Annotated in this window: 26 protein-coding genes; 17 read left to right on the top strand and 9 right to left on the bottom strand. The window is 68.5% G+C overall.

All coding sequences use genetic code 11. The features are described 5' to 3' along the window. Nucleotides 1-92: 92 nt before the first annotated feature. Nucleotides 93-1,736 carry an alkaline phosphatase family protein gene (locus tag ABIC65_RS08790; RefSeq protein ID WP_354308143.1) on the bottom strand — a complete coding sequence of 548 codons (1,644 nt, stop codon included), beginning with the start codon at nt 1,734-1,736 and terminating at the stop codon, nt 93-95. 80 nt (nt 1,737-1,816) lie between these two features. Between ABIC65_RS08790 and ABIC65_RS08785 the strand changes: the two genes are divergently transcribed. Then, the gene (locus ABIC65_RS08785; RefSeq protein WP_354308141.1) at nt 1,817-3,838 is read left to right on the top strand and encodes a protein-disulfide reductase DsbD family protein; all 2,022 of its coding nucleotides are present in this window, start codon (nt 1,817-1,819) and stop codon (nt 3,836-3,838) included. Between the two features lie 128 nt (nt 3,839-3,966). On the opposite strand, the gene mmsB is transcribed toward ABIC65_RS08785, so the two are convergent. From mmsB to ABIC65_RS08765, 4 genes are all read right to left on the bottom strand, one after another. Continuing rightward, on the bottom strand, nt 3,967-4,842 hold the full coding sequence (gene mmsB, locus ABIC65_RS08780) for a 3-hydroxyisobutyrate dehydrogenase (RefSeq protein ID WP_354308140.1): 876 nt from the start codon (nt 4,840-4,842) through the stop codon (nt 3,967-3,969). Between the two features lie 159 nt (nt 4,843-5,001). After that, entirely contained in the window at nt 5,002-5,778 is a 777-nt protein-coding gene (locus ABIC65_RS08775; RefSeq protein ID WP_354308139.1) for an enoyl-CoA hydratase, read from the bottom strand. Nucleotides 5,779-5,790: 12 nt separating this feature from the next. Beyond that, on the bottom strand, nt 5,791-6,825 hold the full coding sequence (locus ABIC65_RS08770; RefSeq protein ID WP_354308138.1) for an enoyl-CoA hydratase/isomerase family protein: 1,035 nt from the start codon (nt 6,823-6,825) through the stop codon (nt 5,791-5,793). Between the two features lie 298 nt (nt 6,826-7,123). Further along, complete coding sequence (locus tag ABIC65_RS08765; RefSeq protein ID WP_354308137.1) at nt 7,124-8,269, bottom strand: acyl-CoA dehydrogenase family protein; 1,146 nt, start codon at nt 8,267-8,269, stop codon at nt 7,124-7,126. 128 nt (nt 8,270-8,397) lie between these two features. Here ABIC65_RS08765 and ABIC65_RS08760 point away from each other — a divergent pair, with 128 nt between their 5' ends. Further along, nucleotides 8,398-8,715 (top strand): GIY-YIG nuclease family protein, encoded by a 318-nt coding sequence (locus ABIC65_RS08760; RefSeq protein ID WP_354308136.1) that lies wholly within the window; start codon nt 8,398-8,400, stop codon nt 8,713-8,715. Between the two features lie 143 nt (nt 8,716-8,858). On the opposite strand, the gene ABIC65_RS08755 is transcribed toward ABIC65_RS08760, so the two are convergent. Next, the gene (locus ABIC65_RS08755) at nt 8,859-10,358 is read right to left on the bottom strand and encodes a CoA-acylating methylmalonate-semialdehyde dehydrogenase (protein WP_354308135.1); all 1,500 of its coding nucleotides are present in this window, start codon (nt 10,356-10,358) and stop codon (nt 8,859-8,861) included. Nucleotides 10,359-10,528: 170 nt separating this feature from the next. On the opposite strand from ABIC65_RS08755, the gene ABIC65_RS08750 reads away from it, so the two are divergent. The 6 genes from ABIC65_RS08750 to ABIC65_RS08725 all read left to right on the top strand — a co-directional run bounded on the left by ABIC65_RS08750 (nt 10,529) and on the right by ABIC65_RS08725 (nt 14,137). Beyond that, a complete protein-coding gene (locus tag ABIC65_RS08750; protein WP_354308134.1) occupies nt 10,529-11,359 on the top strand; it encodes a TIGR00266 family protein in 831 nt (276 codons plus the stop codon). A gap of 1 nt (nt 11,360) precedes the next feature. Continuing rightward, a complete protein-coding gene (locus ABIC65_RS08745) occupies nt 11,361-11,900 on the top strand; it encodes a GNAT family N-acetyltransferase (RefSeq protein ID WP_354308133.1) in 540 nt (179 codons plus the stop codon). After that, nucleotides 11,879-12,139 carry a hypothetical protein gene (locus ABIC65_RS08740; RefSeq protein ID WP_354308132.1) on the top strand — a complete coding sequence of 87 codons (261 nt, stop codon included), beginning with the start codon at nt 11,879-11,881 and terminating at the stop codon, nt 12,137-12,139. Before ABIC65_RS08745 ends, ABIC65_RS08740 begins: the two co-directional genes overlap by 22 nt. Nucleotides 12,140-12,292: 153 nt before the next feature. Continuing rightward, nucleotides 12,293-13,156, top strand: a complete 864-nt coding sequence (locus ABIC65_RS08735; RefSeq protein ID WP_354308130.1) for a hypothetical protein — start codon at nt 12,293-12,295, stop codon at nt 13,154-13,156. 18 nt (nt 13,157-13,174) lie between these two features. Beyond that, the gene (locus ABIC65_RS08730) at nt 13,175-13,612 is read left to right on the top strand and encodes a lysozyme inhibitor LprI family protein (RefSeq protein WP_354308129.1); all 438 of its coding nucleotides are present in this window, start codon (nt 13,175-13,177) and stop codon (nt 13,610-13,612) included. Nucleotides 13,613-13,693: 81 nt separating this feature from the next. Then, nucleotides 13,694-14,137: a lysozyme inhibitor LprI family protein gene (locus ABIC65_RS08725; protein WP_354308127.1), complete on the top strand. Its 444-nt coding sequence runs from the start codon at nt 13,694-13,696 to the stop codon at nt 14,135-14,137. 11 nt (nt 14,138-14,148) lie between these two features. On the opposite strand, the gene parE is transcribed toward ABIC65_RS08725, so the two are convergent. Continuing rightward, nucleotides 14,149-16,125 (bottom strand): DNA topoisomerase IV subunit B, encoded by a 1,977-nt coding sequence (gene parE / locus ABIC65_RS08720; RefSeq protein WP_354308126.1) that lies wholly within the window; start codon nt 16,123-16,125, stop codon nt 14,149-14,151. A gap of 218 nt (nt 16,126-16,343) precedes the next feature. After that, nucleotides 16,344-17,087, bottom strand: a complete 744-nt coding sequence (locus ABIC65_RS08715) for a GcrA family cell cycle regulator (RefSeq protein WP_354308124.1) — start codon at nt 17,085-17,087, stop codon at nt 16,344-16,346. 52 nt (nt 17,088-17,139) lie between these two features. On the opposite strand from ABIC65_RS08715, the gene ABIC65_RS08710 reads away from it, so the two are divergent. The 5 genes from ABIC65_RS08710 to argF all read left to right on the top strand — a co-directional run bounded on the left by ABIC65_RS08710 (nt 17,140) and on the right by argF (nt 23,392). After that, the gene (locus ABIC65_RS08710) at nt 17,140-17,979 is read left to right on the top strand and encodes an ABC transporter permease (RefSeq protein ID WP_354308123.1); all 840 of its coding nucleotides are present in this window, start codon (nt 17,140-17,142) and stop codon (nt 17,977-17,979) included. Between the two features lie 60 nt (nt 17,980-18,039). Beyond that, nucleotides 18,040-19,404, top strand: coding sequence for an HD-GYP domain-containing protein (locus ABIC65_RS08705; RefSeq protein ID WP_354308122.1), 1,365 nt, complete (start codon nt 18,040-18,042; stop codon nt 19,402-19,404). 69 nt (nt 19,405-19,473) lie between these two features. After that, nucleotides 19,474-20,913 carry a patatin-like phospholipase family protein gene (locus ABIC65_RS08700; RefSeq protein ID WP_354308120.1) on the top strand — a complete coding sequence of 480 codons (1,440 nt, stop codon included), beginning with the start codon at nt 19,474-19,476 and terminating at the stop codon, nt 20,911-20,913. Between the two features lie 131 nt (nt 20,914-21,044). Beyond that, nucleotides 21,045-22,241 (top strand): aspartate aminotransferase family protein, encoded by a 1,197-nt coding sequence (locus ABIC65_RS08695; protein ID WP_354308119.1) that lies wholly within the window; start codon nt 21,045-21,047, stop codon nt 22,239-22,241. A gap of 233 nt (nt 22,242-22,474) precedes the next feature. Next, a complete protein-coding gene (gene argF / locus ABIC65_RS08690) occupies nt 22,475-23,392 on the top strand; it encodes an ornithine carbamoyltransferase (protein WP_354308118.1) in 918 nt (305 codons plus the stop codon). Between the two features lie 145 nt (nt 23,393-23,537). Here the strand turns inward: argF and ABIC65_RS08685 are convergent, their stop codons facing one another. Continuing rightward, on the bottom strand, nt 23,538-24,341 hold the full coding sequence (locus ABIC65_RS08685) for a hypothetical protein (RefSeq protein ID WP_354308116.1): 804 nt from the start codon (nt 24,339-24,341) through the stop codon (nt 23,538-23,540). A 331-nt stretch (nt 24,342-24,672) separates the two neighbouring features. Between ABIC65_RS08685 and ABIC65_RS08680 the strand changes: the two genes are divergently transcribed. The 4 genes from ABIC65_RS08680 (at nt 24,673) to ABIC65_RS08665 (ending at nt 25,721) form a co-directional block, all read left to right on the top strand. After that, nucleotides 24,673-24,879 carry a cold-shock protein gene (locus ABIC65_RS08680; RefSeq protein ID WP_121074684.1) on the top strand — a complete coding sequence of 69 codons (207 nt, stop codon included), beginning with the start codon at nt 24,673-24,675 and terminating at the stop codon, nt 24,877-24,879. Between the two features lie 89 nt (nt 24,880-24,968). Continuing rightward, the gene (locus ABIC65_RS08675; RefSeq protein ID WP_354308115.1) at nt 24,969-25,187 is read left to right on the top strand and encodes a hypothetical protein; all 219 of its coding nucleotides are present in this window, start codon (nt 24,969-24,971) and stop codon (nt 25,185-25,187) included. Between the two features lie 3 nt (nt 25,188-25,190). After that, nucleotides 25,191-25,544 carry a DUF6481 family protein gene (locus tag ABIC65_RS08670; RefSeq protein WP_354308114.1) on the top strand — a complete coding sequence of 118 codons (354 nt, stop codon included), beginning with the start codon at nt 25,191-25,193 and terminating at the stop codon, nt 25,542-25,544. Nucleotides 25,545-25,592: 48 nt separating this feature from the next. Then, nucleotides 25,593-25,721 carry a hypothetical protein gene (locus ABIC65_RS08665; RefSeq protein WP_354308112.1) on the top strand — a complete coding sequence of 43 codons (129 nt, stop codon included), beginning with the start codon at nt 25,593-25,595 and terminating at the stop codon, nt 25,719-25,721. The last annotated feature ends 109 nt before the right edge of the window (nt 25,722-25,830 follow it).

Below are 25,830 nucleotides of genomic sequence, written 5' to 3'. Positions count from 1 at the left end.
GGGGGGCTCAGCACCGGACTCCCTCGCTGCGCTCCCCCTCCACCAAGCCGCTGCGCGTCTTGGTCCCCCTCCCCGTTCCGGGGAGGATCCAGTTACTTGCAGCTGTCGCCCACACCCGCGTCGATATCCAGGCAACGCCCGTCGATCTCCACCGGCACCGGCACCTTGATCAGCGCGGCCAGCGTCGGCGCGATGTCGACGGTTTCCACCGACAGTGGCTGTTCGAAGCCGGTCATGCCCTTGCGCCAGAACAGGATCGGCACGCGGCGGTCATAGTCCCAGAAGCTGCCATGCGTCGCGACATTGCCGATCGACGGATCGAGGATCGGCGTGACGCGCGGCTTGAGCGCGACGATCAGGTCGCCCGAACGCTGCGGATCATAGGAGGCGCGGGCGCGCTCGATCAGGCTCCACGTCTCGGGCGGGGTGTGGACGATCGGCGTCGCCTCGATCTGGGCGCGGGTGAACACCGCCTGGACCTGCGGGTTCGCCGCATAGAGCTTCACCGCCTCGGCCAGTACCGCGGCGCGCTTCGCCTGCGGGACCGACGGCGTGACATACACATCGCCGCCCGGGCCGCCGACCAGCACCGGGCCGGTCAGCCCCAGCTTGCCTGCCAGCGCACGTCCGATGTTGGTGGTGGTCACCTCTGCGGTGATGCGCTGCTCGGTCGGCGCGCCATGCTCGCGGTGGCGTTCGGGCAGGTCGTGACCGCCATGATCGGCGGTCAGTACCACCTGATAGTCGACGCCGGTGCGGTCCAGCGCGTCGAACAGCCGGCCCAGCGTCTGGTCGAGCGACAGCAGCTGCAGGCACATCTCGCTGCCCTCGGTGCCGTAGGTGTGGCCGACATAGTCGGTCGCCGAGGCGCCGAGGATCAGCAGGTCGGTATGGCCCTGCTGGCCGAGCTTCATGTCGGTCGCGAGCTTGGCGCCGAGCGCCAGCACCGCATCGTCGAACTCGGGCGAGATGCGGAACGCCTTGGCGTCCCCCGCCGCGCGGGCGAAGCGGCCGTCGCCGACGGTCTTCGTTGCGCTGACCGGGATGGCGCGGCTGCGGGCCTTGCAGAAGCCGGGCAGGTCGAGCGCGGGCTGCGCCTCGGCGATGCGCGCGGTGGTCGCGGCGTTGATCCTGGTCACCGCCTCCGGCGCGGTGCGGCCGGCATAGGACACGAATGCCTTGCCGTCCCACCACCAGAGCTCGTCGACCTTGTGGCCGCCCATCATCACCGCGGCGCGGTCCTTGCCCGCGACCGAGACGACGCGCGACTGCGCATCGGCCTGCTTCATCCATTCGCCCAGCGTCGGCACCTTCAGATGCTTGTCGGAGACGGTATAGTGGTTCGAATCCGAGCCCGGCACGGTCTCGTCCTCGGCGCAGTAGACGGTCTTGTCGGCGCGCGGGGCGGCGAAGTCGGTCCAGTCATTGGCGATGATGCCGGTGCGCGACGGATGGTCGCCGGTGAGGATCGTGGAGTGGCCCGGGCAGGTCTCCGTCGCGGCATGGCTCTGATAGCCGGCGGGGAACACCGCGCCGCCCATCAGCCGGGCGAAACCGCTGGTGAACTGGCTGCGATATTCGGCGAACAGGTCGGCCGAGAACTGGTCGACCGAGATCACCACCACCAGCTTGGGGGAGGTCGCGGGCAGCGCGGCGGCAGGTGCCGGTGCGCTCTGCTGGGCGAGGGCGGGGGTGGCGGCCAGCGCGAGCGCGGCGAGGGGGGCAAGCAATTTCATTCGGGGCCGGCTCCGGGCACGGGTGGATGTTGGTACACCCAGCTATTGTCGAACGCGGCGAACTGGGCAAGGACGGCGCCATGGCCCAGCTTCGTTTCGCTTTGATGTCGCTCCTGCTCCTCTTGGCGACTGTCGTCCCGGCGGCGGCGCAGGGGTTCGCCAAGGGCCCCCATGTCCGCAGCGAACTGGTGGCGGAGACGGCGCACCCGACGCCGGGCAGCGACGTGACGCTGGCGCTGGTCTCGACCCCCGATCCGAAATGGCATGCCTATTGGCAGAACCCGGGCGATGCCGGGCTGCCCGCCGAGGCGCACTGGACGCTGCCGGCCGGGGCCAAGGCCGAAGACTTCCGCTATCCCCTGCCGCAGCGGCTGCTGATCGCCGGGCTGATGAACTATGTCTACGAAGGCACCTTCGTCCGGCTGACGACGCTGCATATTCCGGCGGACGCCACGGGCGTGCTGCCGGTGAAGCTCAAGCTCGACTATCTCGTCTGCACCGATACGCTGTGCGTGCCCGAAAAGGCCGAACTGGAGACCAGCCTGACGATCGGCGACGGCGCGATCGATCCGGCGGCTCGGGCAAAGTTCGACGGGTGGCGCGCCAAGCTGCCCAAGCCGCTGAGCACGTCGGCGACCTTCCAGGCGGAGGCTGGCGCGCTGCGGATCGCGGTGCCGTACCCGGCGAGTGCCGCGGCCAAGGACGTGTACTTCTACCCGCTGACCGCCAACGCGGTCGACTATGCCGCGCCGCAGACGGTGGTGCGCGATGGGGACCGGCTGGTGCTCGAGACCAAGGCCCGCACCGCGCCCGCCGCGCTGGAGGGCGTGCTGGCGATCGATGGGCAGGGGCTGACCGTCACCGCCAAGCCGGGCGCGGTGCCGCCTGTCAAACCCGCGGCGACGCCGTGGCTGGCGGCGATCGGCGCCTTCTTCGCGGCGGTGCTGGGCGGGCTGATCCTCAACGTGATGCCCTGCGTCTTCCCGATCCTCAGCCTCAAGGCGCTGAGCCTCGCCAAGGCCAACAACGAGGCTGGTAGCCCGCGTGCCGAGGCGCTGGCCTATACCGCGGGCGTGGTCGCGGTCTGCCTCGCGCTGGGCGGGCTGCTGCTGGGGCTGCGGGCGGCGGGGGCGACGGTGGGCTGGGCGTTCCAGCTGCAGGACCCGCGCGTCATCCTGGTGCTGCTGCTGCTGGTCGCCGCCATCGCCTTCAACCTGGCCGGGCTGTTCGAGATCACCACGCCCGCCTTCGTCAACCGCGCGGCGAGCAAGGGGCATGGCGGCGCCTTCGCCACCGGCGCGCTGGCGGCGTTCATCGCCACGCCGTGCACCGGGCCGTTCATGGCCTCGGCGCTGGGAGCGGCGCTGGTGCTGCCATGGTTCGCCGGGCTGGCGATCTTCGGCGGGCTGGGGCTGGGCATCGCGCTGCCCTTCCTGCTGCTCGGCTTCGTGCCGGCCTTCCGGCGCAGGCTGCCCAAGCCGGGCGCGTGGATGGCGACGATGCGGCATATCCTCTCCATTCCGATGTTCCTCACCGCGCTGGCGCTCGCCTGGGTGCTGGGCAAGCAGGCCGGGGTGGACGGCATGACGATCGGGCTGGCGGCGACGCTGCTGGCGACGCTCGGCCTGTGGTGGGCGGGTGTCCGGCAAGCCAAGGGGCGGAGCCGCGCCTGGCTGCCGGCGGTGCCGCTGGTGCTGCTGGCGCTCGGCGGCGTCGCGCTGGTGCATCCGGCGGCAGCGGGCGGCGCGCCCACGGCCATGGCGGGGGCCGAGCCGTTCAGCGAGGCGCGGCTGGCCGAGCTGCGGGCGCAGGGGCGGCCGGTCTTCGCCTATTTCACCGCCGACTGGTGCCTCACCTGCAAGGTCAACGAGAAGGCGGTGATCGAGACCGCGGCGGTCGAGCAGGCGCTGGCGGACGGCAAGGTCGCGGTGCTGGTCGGCGACTGGACCAATGGCGACGCGACGCTGGGCCGCTTCATCGAGGCGCACAACCGCGCGGGCGTGCCGCTCTACCTCTGGTACAAGCCGGGGCAGGATGCGCCCGAGGTGCTGCCGCAGGTGCTGACCCAGGACCTGCTGGCGAGCCGCGCCCGGAGCGGGTGACCCAGTCTCTGTCATCCCGGCGAAAGCCGGGATCCAGTCGCCTCTCGGCCGCGGCAGGAGCCGCACCGGAGACCCCAATGGATCCCGGCTTTCGCCGGGATGACGCTGGTGGGGAGCGGTCACACTCCTCACCGCAGCGTCTTGATGATCCCCGAGAAGTCGAGTCCCGCGCCTTCGCCCGCGACGAATGCGGCGTAGAGCTGTTCGGCGCGTTCGCCCATCGGCACCTGCGCGCCAACGCTCGCCGCGGCTTCCAGTGCCAGTTTGAGGTCCTTGAGCATCAAGGGTGCCGCGAAGCCGCCCTGATAGTCGCGGTCCGCGGGCGTCTCCGGGCCGACGCCGGGGACGGGGCAATAGCTCGTCATCGACCAGCTCTGGCCCGACGAGACCGAGGCGATGTCGAAGAAGCGCTGCTGGTCGAGCCCCAGCTTCTCCGCCAGCGCGAAGGCCTCGCAGGTCGCGACCATCGTCGCGCCGAGGATCATGTTGTTGCAGATCTTCGCCGCCTGGCCCGCGCCGCTGGCGCCGGCATGGATGACGGCCTTGCCCATGTCCTCAAGGAACGGCTCGGCGCGCTCGAACGCCGCCACCGCGCCGCCGACCATGAAGGTGAGCGTGCCGGCGGTCGCCGCGGCGATCCCGCCGGACACGGGGGCATCGACGGCGAGCAGCCCGCGTTGGGTCGCCGCCTCGGTCACGCGGCGGGCGGTGGCGACGTCGATCGTCGAGCAGTCGATCAGGATCGCGCCGGCCTCGGCATGGTCGAGCAGCGTCTCTGTGTAGAGCGCTTCCACATGCGCGCCGGCGGGCAGCATGGTGACGATCGCCTCGGCACCGGCGATCGCCTCGGCGGCGTCGGCGGCGGGCAGGCAGCCGGCCTTCCTGGCGCGCTCCAATGCTTCGGGGGACAGATCGAAGGCGCGGACGTCGTGGCCGGCCTTGGCGAGGTTCGCCGCCATCCCGCCGCCCATGTTGCCGAGGCCGATAAATGCTACGCGTGCCATCTGCTTCCTCTCAAAATCCGACGCCTCCTTCTGTCATCCCGGCGAAAGCCGGGATCCATTCGCCACGCCGTCGCAGCAGGAGCCGGAGCGTTGAGGGCAATGGATCCCGGCTTTCGCCGGGATGACGACGAAGGAAGGCTTTTGCTCGTCACGAGTGCCTCAACGCCCCGTCCAGTTCCCCGGACGCTTCTCGACGAACGCCGTCATGCCTTCCTTCTGGTCCTCGGTGCCGAACAGCGCGTGGAACAGGCGGCGCTCGAACTGCACGCCCTGGGCAAGGCTGGTCTCGAACGCGACGTTGACCATCTCCTTGTTGGCCTTGACCGCCAGCGGCGGCATTGCGGCGATGGTCGCGGCGGTCTGCACCGCTTCCTCGACCAGCTCGGCAGCCGGCAGGATGCGGCTGACCAGCCCGGCGCGCTCGGCTTCGGCGGCGTCCATCATCCGGCCGGTGAGGCACATCTCCATCGCCTTGGCCTTGCCCACCGCACGCGTCAGCCGCTGCGAGCCGCCCATGCCCGGCGAGACGCCCAGCTTGATCTCGGGCTGGCCGAACTTGGCGGTGTCTGCCGCCAGGATGAAGTCGCACATCATCGCCACTTCGCAGCCGCCGCCCAGCGCGTAGCCCGACACCGCCGCGATGATCGGCTTGCGAGTGCGGGTGAAGGCGTCCCAGCCGGCGAAGAAGTCATGGCCGTACATGTCGGCGAAGCCTTGCGCCTGCATCTCCTTGATGTCGGCGCCGGCGGCGAAGGCCTTTTCGCTGCCGGTGAGCACCGCGCAGCCCTGCGACGGATCGGCGTCGAAGGCGCGCATCGCGTCGAGCAACTCGCTGAGCACCTGGCTGTTGAGCGCGTTCAATGCCTTGGGCCGGTTGAGCGTGATCAGCGTCACCGCGCCGCGCTGCTCGACGAGGAGGGTTTCGTAGGAAGACATGATGTTCTCCGTTCAGGGCGCCCAGGCCTGCGCTGGCGGCAGGGGGGCGAAGATGGCATCGATCGCGGTGCTGTCCACCGCTTCCGGGGTGGATGGAGACCAACGCGGGCTGTTGTCCTTGTCGACGATCACGGCGCGCACGCCCTCGGCGAAATCGGGCAGGCGGCAGACGCGGCTGGCGACGGCATATTCCTGGGCCATCTCGGCGGCGAAGCCCGGCATGGTGCGCCCTTCGTGGACGATGCGCAGCGAGACCTTGCAGGCTTGCGGCGACTTGGTGCGCAGCGTGGCCAGCGTTGCCGCGGCCCACTCGCTGTCCTCGGCTTCCAGCGCGGCGACAATGTCCTCCACGGTGTCGCCGGCGAACAGCCGGTCGATATCCGCATAGTGCGCGAGGATCTTGGCGATCGGCGGCTCGACGGAGAGGTCGTCGAGGATCGCCAGCGCCTTGTCGGGCGCGGTGGTGATCTGCGCCTTGGCGGAGTCGAGCGCCTCGGCGGGGAGGTAGTGGGTGGCGAGGCCGAGCGCGAGGCACTCGGCGCCGTCGAGCCGGTGGCCGGTGAGTGCCAGATACTCGCCCATCCGCCCGGGCAGCCGCGAGAGATACCAGCCGCCGCCCACATCGGGGAACAGGCCGATGCCGGTCTCGGGCATGGCGAACTTGGTGTTCTCGGTCGCCACGCGGAACCGCGCCGGCTGCGAGATGCCGACGCCGCCGCCCATCACGATGCCGTCGACAAAGGCGACGATCGGCTTGGGATAGGTGAACAGCCGGTGGTTGAGCCGGTATTCGGTGCGGAAGAAGTCGGCGGCTTCGGCGCCATCGCCCGCGCCGCTCTCTGCGATCATGCGGATGTCGCCGCCGGCGCAGAAGCCGCGGCCCTCGGCATGGTCGAGCAGGACGATGTGGACGGCGTCGTCCTGTTCCCACGCGTCGAGCGCGTCGAGCATCGCCTGGCACATCGCGGTGTTGAGCGCGTGAAGGGCCTTGGGGCGGTTGAGGCGCAGGCGCGCGGCGGGGCCTTCGATGGCGGTGAGGATGTCCATCAGCAAGATCCTCCCCGGAACGGGGAGGGGGACCAAGCCGCGCAGCGGGTTGGGGGAGGGGCCGCCGCGCATGCGGCGGTGTGCCCGATGCCGAAGCCGTCCCCGCGCCTGCGGCGCGGCCCCTCCACCACGCGGCGTTGCCGCGCGGTCCCCCTCCCCGTGCCGGGGAGGATCTGGGGTGGGCGAAAGTTCCGAAAGTTCCGGGAAAGCGACATCAACCCGGCTTCCTCCCTGGTCCGCGCGCCGGACATAGTCGAACAAAGCATAAACGCACTGCTGTAGGAAAGCATTTTCCGCCTCAGTCCTTCAGCAGATCGCGGCCGACGATCATCCGCATCACCTGGTTGGTGCCCTCCAGGATCGAGTGGACGCGGAGATCCCGCCAGAAGCGCTCGATCGGATAGTCCATCAGATAGCCATAGCCGCCGTGCAGCTGCAGTGCACGGTCGACCACCGACGAGCCGGTATCGGTCGCCAGCCGCTTGGCCATCGCGGCGAACCGGGTCTTGTCGAGCGTGCCGGCGGTGACCTTGGCGGCGGCGAGGTAGAGCAGCGCGCGCGCGGCCTCCAGCTCGGTCGCCATGTCGGCGAGCAGGAACTGGGTGTTCTGGAAGTCGGCGATCGCCTTGCCGAACTGCCTGCGCTCCTGGGTGTAGCGCACCGCCTCGTCCAGGCAGCGCTGCGCACCGCCCAGCGAGCAGGCGCCAATGTTGAGCCGCCCGCCGTCCAGCCCCATCATCGCGATGCGGAAGCCTTCGCCCTCGGCGCCGATCAGGTTCTCGGCAGGCACGCGGACGCTGTCGAAGTTCACCTGCGCGGTGGGCTGCGAGTGCCAGCCGAGCTTGCGCTCCTGCGCGCCGAAGCTGACGCCGGGCATGTCCTTCTCGATCACCAGCGCGGAGATGCCCTTGGGGCCGTCCTCGCCGGTGCGGACCATGGTGACATAGAGGTCGTTTTCGCCGCCCCCCGAGATGAACTGCTTGGTGCCGGTGACGACATAATGGTCGCCGTCGCGCACCGCGCGGGTCTTGAGCGCGGCGGCGTCCGAGCCCGAGCCGGGTTCGGTGAGGCAGTAACTGGCCAGCCGGTCCATGGTGACGAGGCTGGGGAGATACTTGTCCTTCACGGTCTGCGCGCCGAACCGGTCGATCATCCAGGCGGCCATGTTGTGGATCGAGATGAACGCGCTGGTCGAGGGGCAGCCATAGGCCATCGCCTCGAAGATCAACGCGGATTCGAGCCGGCCGAGGCCGATGCCGCCCGATTCCTCGGACACGTAGATCGCCGCGAAGCCGAGTTCGGCGGCGGCCTTGATCGTATCGCGGGGGAAGACGTGCTTCTCGTCCCACTCGGCCGCATGCGGGGTGATCGCATCGGCGGTGAACTTCTGCGCCATCTCCTGGATCTGGCGCTGGTCGTCGGTGAGGTCGAACTGGTGAGTCATGATGCCTGTTGTCTCAAGCTGTCATCCCGACGAAAGTCGGGATCCATTGGGGTCTCCGTCGCGGCTCTATCTGCGGCCGCGTGGCGAATGGATCCCGGCTTCCGCCGGGATGACGGTGGAGGGGTAGGGTGGACAAACTGCCGTGCGTCTACATGCTGGCGAGCGGGCGGCATGGCACGCTGTATACGGGTGTCACGTCGGACCTGCTGGGGCGCATTTACCAGCACCGTAGCGGCACGGTCCCCGGCTTCACCAAGCGCAACAACGTCAAGCGCCTTGTCTGGTACGAGGCTAGGGGCGACATGGCGGCGGCGATCAAGCGCGAGAAACAGCTCAAGGAATGGAAGCGCGACTGGAAGGTTGTGCTGATCGAGAAGGAAAATCCCTTCTGGGAAGATCTCGCCATCAGCCTCGGCTTTCCGCCGTTGGACACCCCAGACCCCTAAGCCGTCCTTCCTTCTTCCGTCATCCCGACGAAAGTCGGGATCCATTCGCCACTCCGTCGGGACTGGAGCCGCGCCGGTGACCCCAATGGATCCCGGCTTTCGCCGGGATGACAGAGAGGGGGAGAGGGACGCCCGCACCCCCGTCACCCCATGGTCGGGATGACGAAGGCATTGGCCGCGTCGCCGACGCCGCCGTCGGGCCAGCGCTGGGTGACGGTCTTGACCTTGGTCCAGAAGCGGACGCCTTCCATGCCGTGCTGGTTGACGTCTCCGAACGCAGAGCGCTTCCAGCCGCCGAAGCTGTGATACGCGACCGGCACCGGGATCGGCACGTTGATGCCGACCATGCCGACATTCACCCGCGCCGCGAACTCGCGCGCGGCGTGGCCGTTGCGGGTGAAGATCGCGACGCCGTTGCCATATTGATGCTCGCTCGGCAGGCGCAGCGCCGTCTCGAAATCGGGGGCGCGGACGATCTGGAGGACCGGGCCGAAGATCTCCTCCTTGTACGCCTGCATGTCGGGCGTCACGCGGTCGAACAGCGACGGGCCGATGAAGAAGCCGTTCTCGTGCCCCTGCAGCTGGAAGCCGCGGCCGTCCACGACCAACTCGGCGCCCTCGTCGACGCCGGTCTGGATCCAGCCTTCCACGCGGGCCTTATGCGCGGCGTTGACCACCGGGCCGTACTGCGCCTCGGCATCGGTGGAGACGCCCACCCGCAGCGCCTCGATCGCCGGGATCAGCTTTTCGCGCAGCGCATCCGCCGTCCTGTCGCCGACCGGCACCACCACGGGGAGCGCCATGCAGCGCTCGCCGGCAGAGCCGAACGCGGCGCCGGAGAGGTCGGCCACTACCTGGTCGAGATCGGCGTCGGGCATGACGATGCCGTGGTTCTTGGCGCCGCCCATCGCCTGGACGCGCTTCCCCGCCTCGACACCGCGGCGATAGACGTAATGGGCGATGTCGGACGAGCCGACGAAGCTCACCGCGCTGATCGCCGGATGGTCGAGGATGGCGTCGACCATCTCCTTGTCGCCCTGCACGATCTGCAGGATGCCCTCGGGCGCACCGGCCTCCAGCATCAGCTCGGCGAGGCGGACGGGCACCGAGGGATCACGCTCCGAGGGTTTGAGGATGAAGGCGTTGCCGCAGGCGATCGCCACGCCGAACATCCACATCGGGATCATCGCCGGGAAGTTGAACGGGGTGATGCCCGCGCCGATGCCGAGCGGCATCCGCATCGAATAGACGTCGATGCCGGGGCCAGCGCCCTGGGTGTATTCGCCCTTGAGCGCGTGGGGGATGCCGCAGGCGAACTCGATCACCTCGAGCCCGCGCTGGATGTCGCCCTTCGAATCGGCGATCACCTTGCCGTGTTCGGAGGAGAGCATATGCGCGAGCGCATCCATGTTCGCCTCGACCAGTTCCTTGAAGCGGAACATCACGCGGGCGCGGCGCTGCGGGTTGGTCGCGGCCCAGCCGGGCTGGGCGGCCATCGCGGCGGCCACCGCGCGGTCGAGATCGGCGGCGGTGCCGAGCGCCACCTGCGCCTGCACGGCGCCGCTATTAGGATCGAAAACGTCCGACCGGCGGCCCACGCCGCCGCCGGAATGGCCGACGATCACATGATCGATAACACGCATCACACTCTCCTGCGGATCGGCTGGACGCCGACTCATGCCTTGTAATTAAGTTGCGCAATGACACAGCGCCTTCCCGATGTCACCCCGGGCGTTCGGGAGGGGAGGGAGAGGCTTTCCCGCACCGCTGACCTTGGTGTAGTACATCGCTGCAACACGCACAGGAGAGACCCATGCCGCCGATCAGCCCCTGGTCGCACACGCGCCGCGAAGGCTATGCCGACGACATCGATTTCGAGATCAAGGGCCAGGAGTTGCAGTTCGTCGAGATCGAGCTCGATCCCGGCGAGAGCGCGGTGGCCGAGGCGGGCGCGATGGTGTGGAAGGATGCCGCCATCACCATGCAGACGGTGTTCGGCGACGGCAGCAACCAGGGCGGCGGCTTCATGGACAAGCTGCTCGGCGCCGGCAAAAGGCTGGTCACCGGCGAGGGGCTGTTCACCACGGTCTTCACCCACCAGGGCACCGGCAAGGCGCGCGTCGCCTTCGCCTCGCCCGTGCCCGGCGCGATCGTGCCGCTGCGGCTGGCCGATATCGGCGGCACGCTGATCTGCCAGAAGGACGCCTTCCTCGCCGCCGCCAAGGGCGTGCAGATGGGCATCGCTTTTCAGCGCCGGGTGATGACCGGGCTGTTCGGCGGCGAGGGCTTCATCATGCAGCGGCTCGACGGCGACGGCTGGGTGTTCGTCCAGATGGGCGGCGCGATCGTCGAGCGCGAACTGGCGCCGGGCGAGGAGCTCCATGTCGATACCGGCTGCCTGGCAGCACTCACGCCGTCGGTCGACTTCGACCTCGTCTCGGTCGGCGGCGTGCGCAGCATGGTGTTCGGCGGCGAGGGCGTGTTCTTCGCCCGGCTGCGCGGACCCGGCAAGGTGTGGATCCAGTCGCTGCCCTTCGCACGGCTGGCGGGGCGGATGCTCGCCGCGGCCAATGGCGGCGGGCAGAATCGCGGCGAGGGTTCGGTGCTCGGCGGGCTGGGCGACCTGATCGGTGGTAATCGCTGAGATGGCCGATACCCCGGTGCTGACCACCGCGCGGCTGCGCCTGCGGCCGCGGACGGTGGATGATGCCGAGGCGCTGTTTCCCAGCCTCTCCGATCCCGCGCTGATGACCTGGTGGAGCCATGCGCCCCACGAGACCGTCGAACAGACCCGCGCCAGCCTCTCGCGCGGCGCCCCGGCCTGGCGTGTCTGGGCGATCACCCGCGGCGGGGACGACCGCGCGATCGGCTATGTCGCGGTGGGCGAGAAGCGGGCGGCGGTCAGCGAGATCGGCTATCTGCTCGCCCGGCCGCACTGGGGGCAGGGGATCGCCGAGGAAGCGCTGACCGCGGTGCTCGACCAGCTCTTCCTCGCCGAGGGCCAGCGGCGGGTTTTTGCGGACACGGACCCGGACAATGTGTATTCGCGCCGGCTGCTCGAACGGCTGGGCTTCCGGCTGGAGGGCGTGCTGCGCGCCGAATGGGAGACCCATATCGGCATCCGCGACACCACGCTCTACGGGCTGTTGAAGGAAGACTGGACATGCCGACCCCGCCCCGCCTGAACGACCCCGCCGAACGCGCTGCCTACAAGGCCGAGCTGCGGCAGATCGCGCGGCCGCTGCGGATGGGCGCGGTGTGGCTGGCGGTGCTCGGCGCGCTGCTCGCGGCGCTGCGGGCGAAGGTGTGGCCGATGCCAATCGCGGTACCCGCGGCGGTGCTGGGCCTGGCCTTCTTCCTGATGGTGCTCGGCATCACCGTGCGGGTGAAATACCACCAGCGCCGGATGCGCGGGGAGCTGTAGGGTACCCATCCGAAAGTGCGGCGCGCGGAGGATCCGATTTGGATGCGTTTCTCCGCGCTACGGCGAGATTGGCGCTGTCCTACACAGCATGTTTTCGTTTACGGTTTGTTCTCTATCGGAGGGCGGCGTATGCGAGGAGCGAGCAGTCAAACCATGGCGAACAGCGCCTTCGCGCGCTACCTGCGAACTGGCCGGCATGTGCCGGATCTGCCCGACGACGGCGCGATCGAACTGAAGTTCAACCCGAACCACGATCCGGGCGACGGGCGATTCACCTCGGGGCCGGGGGGCAGCCAAGCGGGGGCCCGGGCCCGCGAGTCGAGCGGCGGCAGGCGTACCGGGCGTGCAACGCGATCCGATGATGGCGCCAGCCTCGGCATTCTCTCCGAGCGCCACGAGACAAGCGGGCGCGGGCCCGGCACGGTCAGCACCGGAAAGGGCGATGCGGGCGGCGTGTCCTATGGCAGCTACCAGCTCGCAACCAATACCGGAGACGCCGCCGCCTTCATGGCGAGCGATACGGCGAAGCCCTGGGCGCGCGACTTCAAGGGCCTTGTGCCCGGTACGGCGGCGTTCACCGAGCGATGGAAGGCCGTCGCCCGGCGGGACACGCAAGCATTTGGCGCCGCGCAACATGCGTATGTCCAGAAGAGTCACTATGCGCCGGTAGTACGGCGGGTCGCGCGGGCGACCAGCTATGATCTCGACGGGGCGAGCGATGCGGTTCGCAACGTTACGTGGTCGATCGCCGTGCAGCATGGTCACGCGGCCAACATTCTCGCCGATGCGGTGCGCCAGACCGACCGGACGGTGGCAAGGTCCGATCCGAGATACGAGGAAGCGTTGATCAACAATGCGTATGCGCGGCGGGGCGCATATGTCCGGCACCTGCGGGAGCGTCAACTCGCCACCGGAAAGCGCGACCAGGCCAGCCAATCTGCCGACATACTGAAAAAACGCTATCCGCAGGAACATGCCGATGCGCTAGACATGTTGCGGAAGGAACGTGGGCGATAAGACGCGGGGGCGTGCATCATGTTCGATGGGGTGATGCTGGCAGCAATGATCTTCGCAAACATGCCCGCCATGGGGCAGGACGCGAAGCTGGCATTTCCGCCCAGCTATTATGTCTGCCTCCGCAAGGCCAGGGACCGCTTTCCGAAGAACGAGGTGCGGCGAGACGCGGCCGAAGAGAATTGCGCGGAAGATGCATTCGAGCGCCGCGAACTGATCCTGAACGCAACCTATGAGACGCTGCGCGACAGCCTGCCTCTGGAGCGAAGGACGCGCTTGATTATGCTCCAGCGGGCATGGTCCAATGCGACCGAGGACAAATGCTGGGATCAAACCGCCCGGGACAGGGCGGAACCGTATTACGTGATCCTCTATGCCTGCAAGCTGATCGAGACCGATCAGCGCATTACCTGGCTGCGTGCGCAGACGCATTCGGGGCCGTCCGAGCGACAACCTTAAGCGGCGCGGCGATCGGGCTGCTTTGAAGCATTGGTGCGGCCCTGGCCCTGCGCTTCAGAATGCGACGAAAGGTGGATTCCGATGCTTGCACTTCTCGCGATGCTGTGGGGGCCTGCGCCCATGCCCGTGCAAGCGCCGGCATGGCAGGGCGAATTGTCGGCGTCGTTCCACGCCTGCATGCGCGCCGCAAAGCGATGGCAGCGCAGCCGGCCCGAAGACGAGAACCTGTTCGAGATAGCGCGCATGGCCTGTGCGGAGTTAGAGTGGAAGCGGCGCGATCGGGTGCTGAACCAGCTGACCAAGCGCGTGCGCGACCGCCTCCCGCCGGCGCAGCGCACGCGGCTGGCCGCGCTGGAGCGGCAGTGGGTCACCGAGCGCGAAATGCAGTGCAATGCCGAGACCGAGAAACACCCGTTCGAGAGCGAAGGCGTGACCTTCTATCTCTGCCGCGTGCATGCGACCAACCGGCGCATCCACTGGCTGCGCGCGCCCGATGCCCGTGCGACGCGCAACGCGCCGCGCTGAGCGGCGCCCGCTCAGGCGTCGATCACTTCCTCGTCCAGCCGCGCCGCATTTTCCTGGATGAACGCGAAGCGGTGCGCCGGGTTGTTGCCCATCAGCCGGTCGACCAGGTCCTTCACCCCCGCACGCTCCTCATATTCCTGCGGCAGCGTCACGCGCAGCATGCCGCGCGTCTTGGGGTCCATGGTGGTTTCCTTGAGCTGGTTGGGGTTCATCTCGCCGAGGCCCTTGAACCGGCTGACTTCCACCTTCTTGCCCTTGAACGCCGTCTTCTCGATCTCGATACGGTGCGCGTCGTCGCGGGCGTAGAGGCTCTTGGAGCCCACGGTCAGGCGGTAGAGCGGCGGCTGGGCGAGGTAGAGATGCCCCTTGCGCACCAGGTCCGGCATTTCCTGGAAGAAGAAGGTCATCAGCAGCGTCGCGATATGCGCGCCGTCGACATCGGCGTCGGTCATGATGATGATGCGCTCGTAGCGCAGATGGGCGGCATCGCAGTCCTTGCGGGTGCCGCAGCCCAGCGCCTGGATCAGGTCGGCGATTTCCTGGTTGGCGAGGATCTTGGCCGAGGTGGCGCTGGCGACGTTGAGGATCTTGCCGCGGATCGGCAGGATCGCCTGGGTCTTGCGGTCGCGCGCCTGCTTGGCCGAGCCGCCGGCCGAATCGCCCTCGACGATGAACAGCTCGGTGCCCTCGGGGCTGTCGGCCGAACAGTCGGTGAGCTTGCCGGGGAGGCGCAGCTTGCGGCCGGTGGTGGCCGACTTGCGCTTGACCTCGCGCTCCTGCTTGCGGCGCAGGCGATCGTCCATCCGCTCGAGCACATAGCCGAGCAGCGCCTTGCCGCGCTCCATATTGTCGGTGAGGAAATGGTCGAAATGGTCGCGCACCGCCTTTTCGACGAGCGCGGTCGCCTCGGGGCTGGTCAGGCGGTCCTTGGTCTGGCTCTGGAACTGCGGCTCGCGGATGAACACCGAGAGCATCACCTCGGAGCCCGTCACCACGTCGTCCGGGCTCAGATCCTTGGCCTTCTTGTTGCCGACCAGATCGGCGAAGCTGCGCAGACTCCGCACCAGCGCCTGGCGGAGGCCCTGCTCATGGGTGCCGCCATCGGGCGTCGGGATGGTGTTGCAATACCAGCTGAAGCTGCCGTCGCTCCACAGCGGCCAAGCGACCGCCCATTCGACGCGGCCCTGCGAATCGGGGAACTCCTGGGTACCGGCGAAGAAATCGGCGGTGGCGCATTCGCGCGTGCCGACCTGCTCCTTCAGGTGATCGGCGAGGCCGCCGGGGAACTGGAACACCGCCTCGGCCGGCGTGTCGTCGGTGATCAGCGCGGGATCGCACTTCCAGCGGATCTCGACGCCCGCGAACAGATAGGCCTTGGAGCGGGCGAGCTTGTACAGCCGCGCCGGCTTGAACAGCATCTCGCCGAAAATTTCGGGATCGGGGGTGAAGGCGACGCTGGTGCCGCGCCGGTTGGGCGTGCCGCCGAGCTTCTCGAGCGGGCCCAGCGTCTGGCCCTGGCTGAAGCGCTGGCGATAGAGCTGCTTGTCCCGCGCCACCTCGACCACCGTGTCCACCGACAGCGCGTTGACCACCGAGATGCCGACGCCGTGCAGACCGCCCGAGGTGGCATAGGCCTTGCCCGAGAATTTGCCGCCCGAGTGGAGCATCGAGAGAATCACCTCGAGCGCCGACTTGTCCGGGAAGCGCGGGTGCGGATCGACCGGCATGCCGCGGCCATTGTCGACGATGGTGATGCGGTTGGGCGCGGCGAGCGTCACCTCGATGCGGTTGGCGTGCCCCGCGACCGCCTCATCCATCGCATTGTCGAGGATTTCGGCGGCGAGATGGTGGAGCGCGCGCTCGTCGGTGCCGCCGATATACATGCCCGGCCGCCGCCGGACCGGCTCCAGGCCTTCGAGCACCTCGATCGACGAGGCGTCATAGGTGCCGGCGGGGACGGAGGGCGCAGCGAAGAGGTCTTCGGACATGCGGAACGTATAGGGGGTGCGGGGGTGCCCGCGCAAGGCGGGGGTGGGGTTCGGTGTGGGTCGGCAAAGATCCTCCCCGGCACGGGGAGGGGGACCGCCGCCGAAGGCGGTGGTGGAGGGGGTTCTCCGCACCGGACTCGCCCGCGGCGATTCCCCTCCACCAAGCCGCTCCGCGTCTTGGTCCCCCTCCCCGTGCCGGAGAGGATCTTAGGAAAGCCTCACCGCGGGCGCGGGGTGCCGCCGAAGGGCATGGTCGGCGCCGGGCGACGGTCGCGGCGGGGGAGTTGCGCCTGATAGGCGTGGCCGCAGTGATCGACACAATAGGGGAAGCCCGGGTTCACCTTCTCGCCGCAGAAGTGGAAGTCCGGCTCGCCCGGATGGCCGAGCGGCCACTTGCAGATCTTGTCGTTCAGATCGAGCAGCGTCGTCTTGCCCGCGATCGCCTCGCTCGGCTTGGCGGGGACGAGGCGGCGCGGCGGGGCGGGCGTGCTCGGCGGGGCCTGCTCGCCCGGATTTTGGCGGATGAAGCCGCCCGGGCCGACCGAACGGAGCACCGGCTGCGGCGCGCGCGGGGCGGCGGGCTCGGCAGCCTCGGAGTCGCTGTCGACATCGGCATCGTCGTCGAAGGGCGCGGGTGCCGCAGGCGCGGGGGGCGCCGGGCGCGGGGCAGGGGCCGGCGCGGCCGCCTGGGGGCGCGGCGCGGCGGGGGCCGGCGCGGGCTTGGGCGCGGGGGCCGGCTTGGGCTCGGCGGGTGCAGCAGCAGCGGCAGGTGCCGCGGCCGCGGCGGCCTTGGCCTCGTTGGACTTCACCGGCGACGGACGCGAGGGCAGGCCGAGGCGGTGGGCCTTGCCGATCACCGCGTTGCGCGACACGCCGCCCAGTTCCTCGGCGATCTGCGTCGCGGTCAGGCCGCTGTCCCACATCTTCTTCAGCGTTTCGATACGCTCGTCGGTCCAGCTCACTTCGGTTCCTTCGTCTTGCGGGCGGCGGCGTCAGCGGGTACGCGATCGCGCCATGAGCAGCCACCCCGAAATCGGTTCACAGCTTCCCGAGCCGGGCGTTCCGGTGATTCGCAACGTCAACTGGGGAGGCTTGCGCACCCTCTATATCAAGGAGGTGCGCCGTTTCTTCAAGGTGCAGCTCCAGACGGTGTGGGCGCCGGCCGTCACGACGCTGCTGTATCTGGTGATCTTCACGGTCGCGCTGGGCGGCGGCGGACGGATGGTCGTGCTCGACGGCGTCCCGATTCATTACGCCGATTTCATCGCGCCAGGCCTGATCGTGATGGGCATGCTGCAGAACGCCTTCGCCAATGCCAGCTTCTCGCTGCTGGTCGGCAAGATCCAGGGCACCATCGTCGATTATCTGATGCCGCCGCTTTCCACCGGCGAGATGCTGGCGGCGCTGGCCGGCGGATCGGTGACGCGCGCCTTCTGCGTCGGCGGCACGGTGTGGCTGGCGATGGCCTTGTGGGGCGTCCATGTCTTCCCGGCGCATTTCTGGGCCGTGCTGTGGTTCGGCTTCCTCGGCTCGCTGTTCCTCGCTCTGATGGGGGTACTCACCTCGATCTGGGCGGAGAAGTTCGATCATGCCGCGGCGATCACCAACTTCGTCGTGGCGCCGCTGTCGCTGCTCTCGGGTACCTTCTACTCGGTCGAGAACCTGTCGCCGGTGTTCCGCGCGATCAGCCATGCCAACCCGTTCTTCTACATCATCTCGGGCTTCCGCTACGGCTTCCTCGGCGTCGCCGATTCGCCGATCCTGCTCGGGACGGCGGTGATCCTCGGGCTCGACGTGGTGCTGGGGCTGTTCTGCTACACGCTGCTGCGCCGCGGGTGGAAGATCAAGAGCTGAGCGAAACCCGGTCTTAAGCCGACTCCGGCTATGGCTGCGTCCCCCCGATGGACGCCGCCCATGCTGCACTATGATTCCGCCCATTTCGATGCCCGGTCCGACGACACGACGTCGCTGGCCGAGATCCTGGGTGCCTTCTCCTACGCGCTAGACCTGACCGAGGGGCAGCCCGCCGGCCATTCGCTGCGGGCGTGCTGGATCGCCAGCCGGATGGCGGTGGCGCTCCAGCTGCCCGCCTCGGATCGCAGGACGATCTATTACGCCACGCTGCTCAAGGACCTGGGCTGCAGCAGCAACGCCGCGCGGATCGCCGAGCTCTATCTCGCCGACGATCGCAAGGTGAAGCAGGAGCACAAGCTGCTCGCGGTCGGGCTGGGGCCGACGCTGCGCTATGTCTTCACCCGCACCGGCCAGGGCGAGCGGCTGGGCGCGCGGGCCAAGGCGATCCTCGCCATCCTGCGCGACGGCAACGCCATCGTCACCGACCTGATCCAGACCCGCTGCACCCGCGGCGCCGACATCGCCCGCCAGCTCCGCTTCCCCGAGCCGGTGGCGCAGGCGATCGCGGCGCTCGACGAGCATTGGGACGGCAGCGGCAAGCCGCTCGGCCTGCGCGGCGACGCGATCCCGCTGGCGGCGCAGCTGGCGCTGTTGGCGCAAATCGCGGACGTGTTCCATCGAGCGGGTGGTTCCCAAGCGGCGATCGAGGAAGTGGCGGCGCGCTCGGGCAGCTGGTTCGACCCCGCGCTCGCGCAGTGCTTCGCGGTGCTGGTAACCCGCGAGCCCGGCTTCTGGGCGGACCTTGCGCATCCCACGCTCGAGGCCCGCGTCCGCGTCTTCGAGCCGAAGGAGCAACGCGTCGCGGTCGACGAGGACTATCTCGACGACATTGCCGCCGCGTTCGGTGCGGTGATCGACGCAAAGAGCCCCTATACCGGCGGCCATTCGGGTCGGGTGGGCGCGTACACCGAGGCGCTGGGGCAGGCGCTGGGCGTCGAGGGCGCCACGCTGCGCACGCTCAAGCGCAGCGCGATGCTCCACGATGTCGGCAAGCTGGCGGTGAGCAGCCGCGTGCTGGAGAAGCCGGGCAAGCTCGACGACATCGAATGGGAAGAGATGCGCAGCCATGCCGCACACACCACCGCGATCCTCTCGCGCATCACACCCTTGCGCGACATGGCGGCGGTTGCGGGGGCACATCACGAGCGGCTCGACGGGCGCGGCTATCCGTTGGGGCTCGACGCGATGCTGATCGCCCGCGAGGCGCGGATCATCACCGTCTGCGACTTCTACGACGCGCTCACCGCCGACCGCCCCTATCGCGCCGCGCTGCCGGTGGAGCAGGCGCTGGGCATCATGGCGGGCGAGATCGGCAAGGCGATCGACGGCGAGGTATTCGCAGCATTGCGCGAAATCGTTACCTAGTAAAACGGGTTATACGGTAAGGTGACATGAAGGGACTCGCGGGGGCGGGTTCCCAATGGGGTGGGGATCATGAGGAAGACGCTACGCTTGCTGTTCGCGATTGCCGCGGCAGGACTGTCGCTGGCCGGCTGTTCGCAGCCGCGGCCCAAGGCGATCATGGGCTGTAACTACAAGATGATACCGATCAGCGTCGGTCCGGCGTGGCAGGCGCGCCAGATGCGGATGATTGCCGGCGATGCCTTGGCCAGCGTGCCGGGCAGCGCGGAAGAAGAGCTCGGGGCGGCACTGCGCGCGCGCCGCGCGCTGCGGCTGCGCACCACGGGCGCGCCGGGTGCGGCGGCCAGCGCCGTCGAGCCCGATCGCTTCCTTGCGCTCAGCGGCGGCGGCCAGCACGGTGCCTTCGGCGCGGGCTTCTTCTACGGCCTGGGCACGCTGCCGACCTGGGACATCGTCACCGGCGTCAGCACCGGCTCGCTGCAGAGCACCCTGTTGTTCCTCGCCAACCAGAAGGTGCCCGGCGACCGCGACTATGCCGCCTGGGTCGATGGCCCGCTTTCCGGCAAGGAAGGCGACACCGGGTTCGTGGTGCAGCCGGGGACGTCCAATGTCGGCGATCTCGTCCTCGCCTATTCGATCCTCAAGGAAGCCGATCTGCTGCGCGTTCGCGGCAGCGGCGCGGGGCTGGGCGCGGTGCTGAAGGGATCGAGCGCGACCTTCGTGCCGCTCCGCGCACGGCTGCTCAAGATCATGAGCCTGGGCACGTTGCAGGAAGTGGCGGAGGAAGGGAAGGTCGGCCGCAAGCTGCTGGTCGGCGTGAGCAATCTCGACGATGGCGGAGCCTATGCCGTCGACCTGACCGCGCTCGTCGCGCCGCTGCTGGGCAACCCGTCGCCTGCCGATCAGGAGCGTATCCATGGCTGCTATGTCGATGCGCTGCTCGCTTCGTCCTCGGTCCCGCCGGGCGTGCCGCCGGTGACGCTGGAGCGGCTGGTCGACGGGCCGCCGGTGCAACCGATCGAGGAGAAGCGCATCCAGATGTACATGGACGGCGGCGCGCGCTTCGGCATGTTCCTCCAGCCGGAGGAGCGGGCGTTCGAGGCGGCGGGGCCGGGCGGCCGGGCCGAGGTCACGCTGATGGTCAACACCTCGATGGATCCCGGTACCTGGACCGGCACCGATCAGCCGATGCAGCGCTTCTCCGCGATCTCCGGCGCGCTGCGCGCGGTCGATCTGCTCGAGACGCAGGTGTACAGCTTCTCTGCGGCGCAGGTGGAGGAATTGGGCGTGCGCTATGGCTGGCTGCGCATGGCGTCGCTCACCAAGGCGCCGGGTGGCGAGAAGCCGGAAGATCACGTCTTCTACGGCAAGACCTGCAGCCAGTGGCAGGCGATCGACGCCAAGGCCAAGCCGCTGCAATTCTACCCCTGGTACATGGCCTGCACCGCGGATTACGGCCGCAGCCGCGGTGCCACCCAGCAGTGGAACCACCGTGTGCCGGCACAGCCATAGGGACGGGCATAAAGGCAGGTTGACCTGCAGCCCCAAGCGGCTCTAATTAAGCGGGAGGGCGGCCCGGATAGGTCGCCCTTTTGCGTTTCTGGAGTTTTCCCAACCCTTTTTCGTCAAGGAGGTTCGTTCCCATGACCATCACCCCGCTCATGCCCGTCTACCCGCGGTGCGGTGTGCGGCCGGTGCGAGGCGAGGGCTGCTACCTGATCGGGGAACGAGGGGAACGCTATCTCGATTTCGCCGCCGGTATCGCCGTCAACGCGCTGGGCCACGGCCATCCGCATCTGGTGAAGGCGATCGCCGACCAGGCGGCCACGCTGATGCACGTGTCGAACCTGTACGGCAGCCCGCAGGGCGAGGCGCTGGCCGAGCGTCTGCTCAAGCACAGCTTCGCCGACACGGTGTTCTTCACCAACTCGGGCGTCGAGGCGATCGAGTGCGCGATCAAGACCGCGCGCCGCTATCACTATGCCAACGGCAACCCGCAGCGGCACAAGCTGATCACCTTCAAGAACGCCTTCCACGGCCGTTCGCTCGGCGCGATCTCGGCGACCGACCAGGGCAAGATGCGCGACGGGTTCGAGCCGCTGCTGCCGGGCTTCGACTATGTGCCGTTCAACGATCTCGAAGGCGCGATCGCCAAGATCGACGACGAGACGGCGGGCTTCCTGGTCGAGACGATCCAGGGCGAGGGCGGCATGACCGCCGGCCGGGTCGAGTTCATCCAGGGCCTGCGCAAGGCGGCGGACGAGCACGGCCTGCTGCTGATCCTCGACGAGATCCAGTGCGGCTATGGCCGGACCGGCAAGATGTGGGCCTATGAGCATTACGGCATCACGCCCGACATCATGACCTCGGCCAAGGGCATCGGCGCGGGCTTCCCGCTCGGCGCCTGCCTCGCCACCGAAGAGGCGGCCAAGGGCATGGTCGCCGGCACGCACGGCTCCACCTATGGCGGCAACCCGCTGGCGATGGCGGCGGGCATGGCGGTGCTCGACGTGATGGAGGAGCCCGGCTTCCTTGAGCATGTCACCCGCATGGGCGAGCGGCTCCGCCAGGCGTTCGAGCAGCTGATCCCCAACCATGATCACCTGTTCGAGGAGATCCGCGGCAAGGGGCTGATGCTCGGCATCAAGATGAAGGACTCGGTGGTGAGCCGCGACTTCGTCGCCCATCTGCGCGATCATCACGGGCTGTTGACCGTGGCCGCGGGCGAGAACGTGTTCCGCGTCCTGCCGCCGCTGGTGATCGACGAAAGCCACATCGCCGAGGCGGTCGACAAGCTGAGCGCCGGCGCGCGCAGCTTCGCCCCGGCGGCTGCGGCCTGACGTCCTTTCCTCCCCCGTCCGATGGCGGGGGAGGGCAACCCGCAGATCCTCCCCCGGAGGGGGAGGGGGACCGCCCGCAGGGCGGTGGAGGGGTGTCCCGGCCGGTGACGGCGGACCGCCCCTCCAGCGGGGACACCCCTCCGTCAGGCCTGCGGCCTGCCACCTCCCCTTGCAGGGGAGGAATTGAAGACCGAACCGTTTTCACACCAGCCCTGCTGATTTGCGGAGCCCTTATGACCCGCCACTTTATCGATCTCACCGATGCCGGACCCGACGCGATCGCGGCGATGCTGAACGACGCGATGGCCCGCAAGCAGGCCCGCGCCGGCTGGCCCAAGGGCAAGCCCGATGCCGACGCCCCGCTCGCCGGCCATGTGCTGGCGATGATCTTCGAGAAGAACTCCACCCGCACCCGCGTCTCGTTCGACATGGCGATCCGCCAGCTCGGCGGCACCAGCATCGTGATGGACGCGGGCTCGATGCAGCTCGGCCGCGGCGAGAGCATCGCCGATACCGCGCGCGTGCTCTCGGGCTATGTCGACGCGATCATGATCCGCACCGACGACCATCAGAAGGTGATCGACATGGCCAAATACGCCAGCGTGCCCGTGATCAACGGCCTCACCGATGCCTCGCATCCCTGCCAGATCATGGCCGACCTGCTGACCATCCTCGAAAGCGGCAAGGCGCTGCCGGGTTTGAAGGTCGCCTGGCTGGGCGACGGCAACAACGTGCTCGCCTCGATCATGGAAGCCGGCGGGCTGATGCACTTCGACGTCGTCGCCGCCTGCCCGCAAGGCTATCAGCCGAGCGACACGGATGTGGCGAAGGGCAAGGGTCGCGCCCGCGTCGTCGGCACCGCGCGCGAGGCGGTGGAAGGCGCGGACATCATCGTCACCGATACCTGGATCTCGATGGGCCAAGCGCATGCCGAGACCAAGCTCAAGGCGATGATGCCCTTCCAGGTCGACGAAACGCTGATGGCCGCCGCCAAGCCCGACGCCCGCTTCCTCCACTGCCTGCCCGCGCATCGCGGCGAGGAAGTCACCGACGCGGTGATCGACGGTCCCCAGTCGCTGATCTGGCCCGAGGCGGAGAACCGGCTGCACGCCCAGAAGTCCGTCCTGCGCTGGTGCTTCGGGCAGCTTTGAGGAAAACTTGATCCTCCTCCGCCAGGGGGAGGTGGCGCGCATCGCGCGACGGAGGGGGGAGCACGACGGCCGAGAGGGGCCGGCGTCCTCCCCCTCCGTCAGGCTGCGCCTGACACCTCCCCTGGCGGGGGAGGATTAGCGGGCTTTAAATCCCCGCCAGTGCGCTCACTGCGGCGACATCGGCCATCGGCAGCGACCCCACGGCCTGCTCGACCGAAGCCAGCGCCTGCTCGCCAGATTGCTTGTCGCTGCTGTCGCGGGGATCGTCGTCGCGATGCTTGTGGTCCTTGCGGCGCAGCGCGGCCTTGAGCTCGCGGGCGAGCGCGCGCGCCTCGTTCTTGAAATCGTCATCGGCCTTGGCATGCGCGGCGTCGGCGGCGCGCTTTTCGTCTGCCGCCTTGTTCGTGCCGAGCCCCGTCGCTTCGGGCTTGGCCGCTTCACCTTCGGCCGCCGCCTTGTCCTTCTCGGCGCTCTCGGCCGCGGGCGTCGCTTCGCCCGAACCCGCACTTGGGCCCGCATCCGCGCCGTCGGCCTTGGCCTCACCTGCCGGCGCCGCCACGCCGGCCGAGCTATCCCCGGCCTCCGCGCCGCCCAGCTCCACCGTGCTGCCGCCGGCGCTGGTATAGCTCTTCACCGCCGCAGCGAGCTCGCGCGCGATCTGCGCGGCGGCGCGGGCGAGCTTCTTGGGGTCGCCCGCATAGATCATCTTGAGTGCCTGGAGCCGCGCCTTGAGTTCCTTCACCTTCTGCGCGGCGCGCGCCTTCTGGTCGTCGCTGGTCCTGGACTTGACCGCCCCCAGCATGGCGACGGCCTGCTTGGCCTCCTCCAGCTTGCGCGCGGCCATCTCGTCCTTTTTGGAGGGCGATGCGCTGGCGGTGGTGCCGGTGCCGGTACCGCGCAGCGAGGTCGTTGAGGCCAGGGCGGAGAAGGAGATGGCGGGGATCTTCATCTTTGCTTCATAGAGGCCGATTCGCGCGGGGGTCGGCGCGCCCCGGTAAAACTACGTAAATTGTCAATATTGGTGCGCGCCACGCATCATCATTGTCGTCGCTGGGGCGTGATTTCGATCAAACGGCCAAAGAATTCAGCGAGTGCCGCAACAAAAGCGATGCGCCCCCTAACAATCTTTGCGAGACACCCCATATGTATCGGGCTGACGTCGCATGCGACGGATATCGGGCCGCCTCGGCTCCTCCCTTTGTCCCTTTCTAGCCTCACCGAAGCCGGGATGCGCCGCTGTTGGCGCATGCCCGTCATGCCTGGGACAAAGGATGCCCAATATGATCACCGGAACCGTAAAATTCTTCAATAACGACAAGGGCTATGGCTTCATCGCGCCGGAAACCGGCGGCGGCGACGCCTTTGTCCACATCTCGGCCGTCGAGCGTGCAGGCATGCACACGCTCGATAAGGACCAGCGCGTTACCTATGAGCTGGAGACGGACCGTCGGGGCAAGACCTCGGCCGTCAATCTTCAGTCGGCCTGAAGCACATCGGATCGGGCGGGCATGCAAATGCTCGCCCGTTTTCATTTGGACCGAGCGGGAACCACCTGCTTCAGGAAACGGAGGACAGCATGTCCAGAGCAATCAACGTCAGCGCCGCCAAGGAGCACGTCGTCGCGACCTGCGCCAAGCGCAAGATCGTCATCAGCGCGATCGAAACGCTGCAATCGGGCGGAACGCGCGTCGTGATGAACAGCGCGGTCGACACGGCGATCATCGCCAAGGCCTATGGCAGCAAGGTGATCGCCGGCGCCGTGACCCGCGTGCCCACGCGCATGGGGAGGCTGTAAACGATGGCGGCATATAGAGCCCCCAACTTCCAGGAACGCGCCAGCGCGGCATCGGAAGCCAAGCGCAAGGCGCTGTCCCAGCTGCGGGCCAGGCCCCTGGCGGATGCAGTTACCCTGGCGGCTGCCAAGGAGCGGCGCCTGGCTGCCGAACGTGCGGACGCCGAGAAACGTCTCGCCGCCTCGGCCGAGCGCGAGAAGCGCGCCGCTGCCGAGCGGGAAAGCAAGGCGGAGGCGATCCGTGCGGCAGAGGCTGCGGCCGAGGCTGCAGCGGCCGTGCCGGTGCTGACCGAGGCGGATCGCAAGGCGGCGCGTGACGCCAGATATGCGGCCCGCAAGAACGCCAAGCGCACCCGCTGACCGGATCGCGACCGCAGGGTCGCGACAAGCCAACAGACAGGAGCAGACATGGCCAAGAGCCAGAAGAAGTCGAACCGGGAAGTGCGCAAGCCGAAGGCCGAAAAGCCTCCGAAGCAGAACGCTTCCAACCCCAGCACCAAGGGCAAGCCGGTCGAGATGACCACCCTCAAGAGCTGACGACGGGGGGCGCTGCGGCGTCCCCTTTCCGTCGCAGGGCGGTGCGAACGCGGTCTGCGCGTCGCCGGGGCCGGTGCGGTGCCCCACATTGTTTCCCGCCACGAAACCC

This window comes from Sphingomonas trueperi, from assembly GCF_040545665.1.
Lineage (GTDB): Bacteria > Pseudomonadota > Alphaproteobacteria > Sphingomonadales > Sphingomonadaceae > Sphingomonas > Sphingomonas trueperi_B.
Note: the sequence above shows the minus strand (reverse complement) of the source record. Positions and strands in the feature narration are given on the sequence as shown.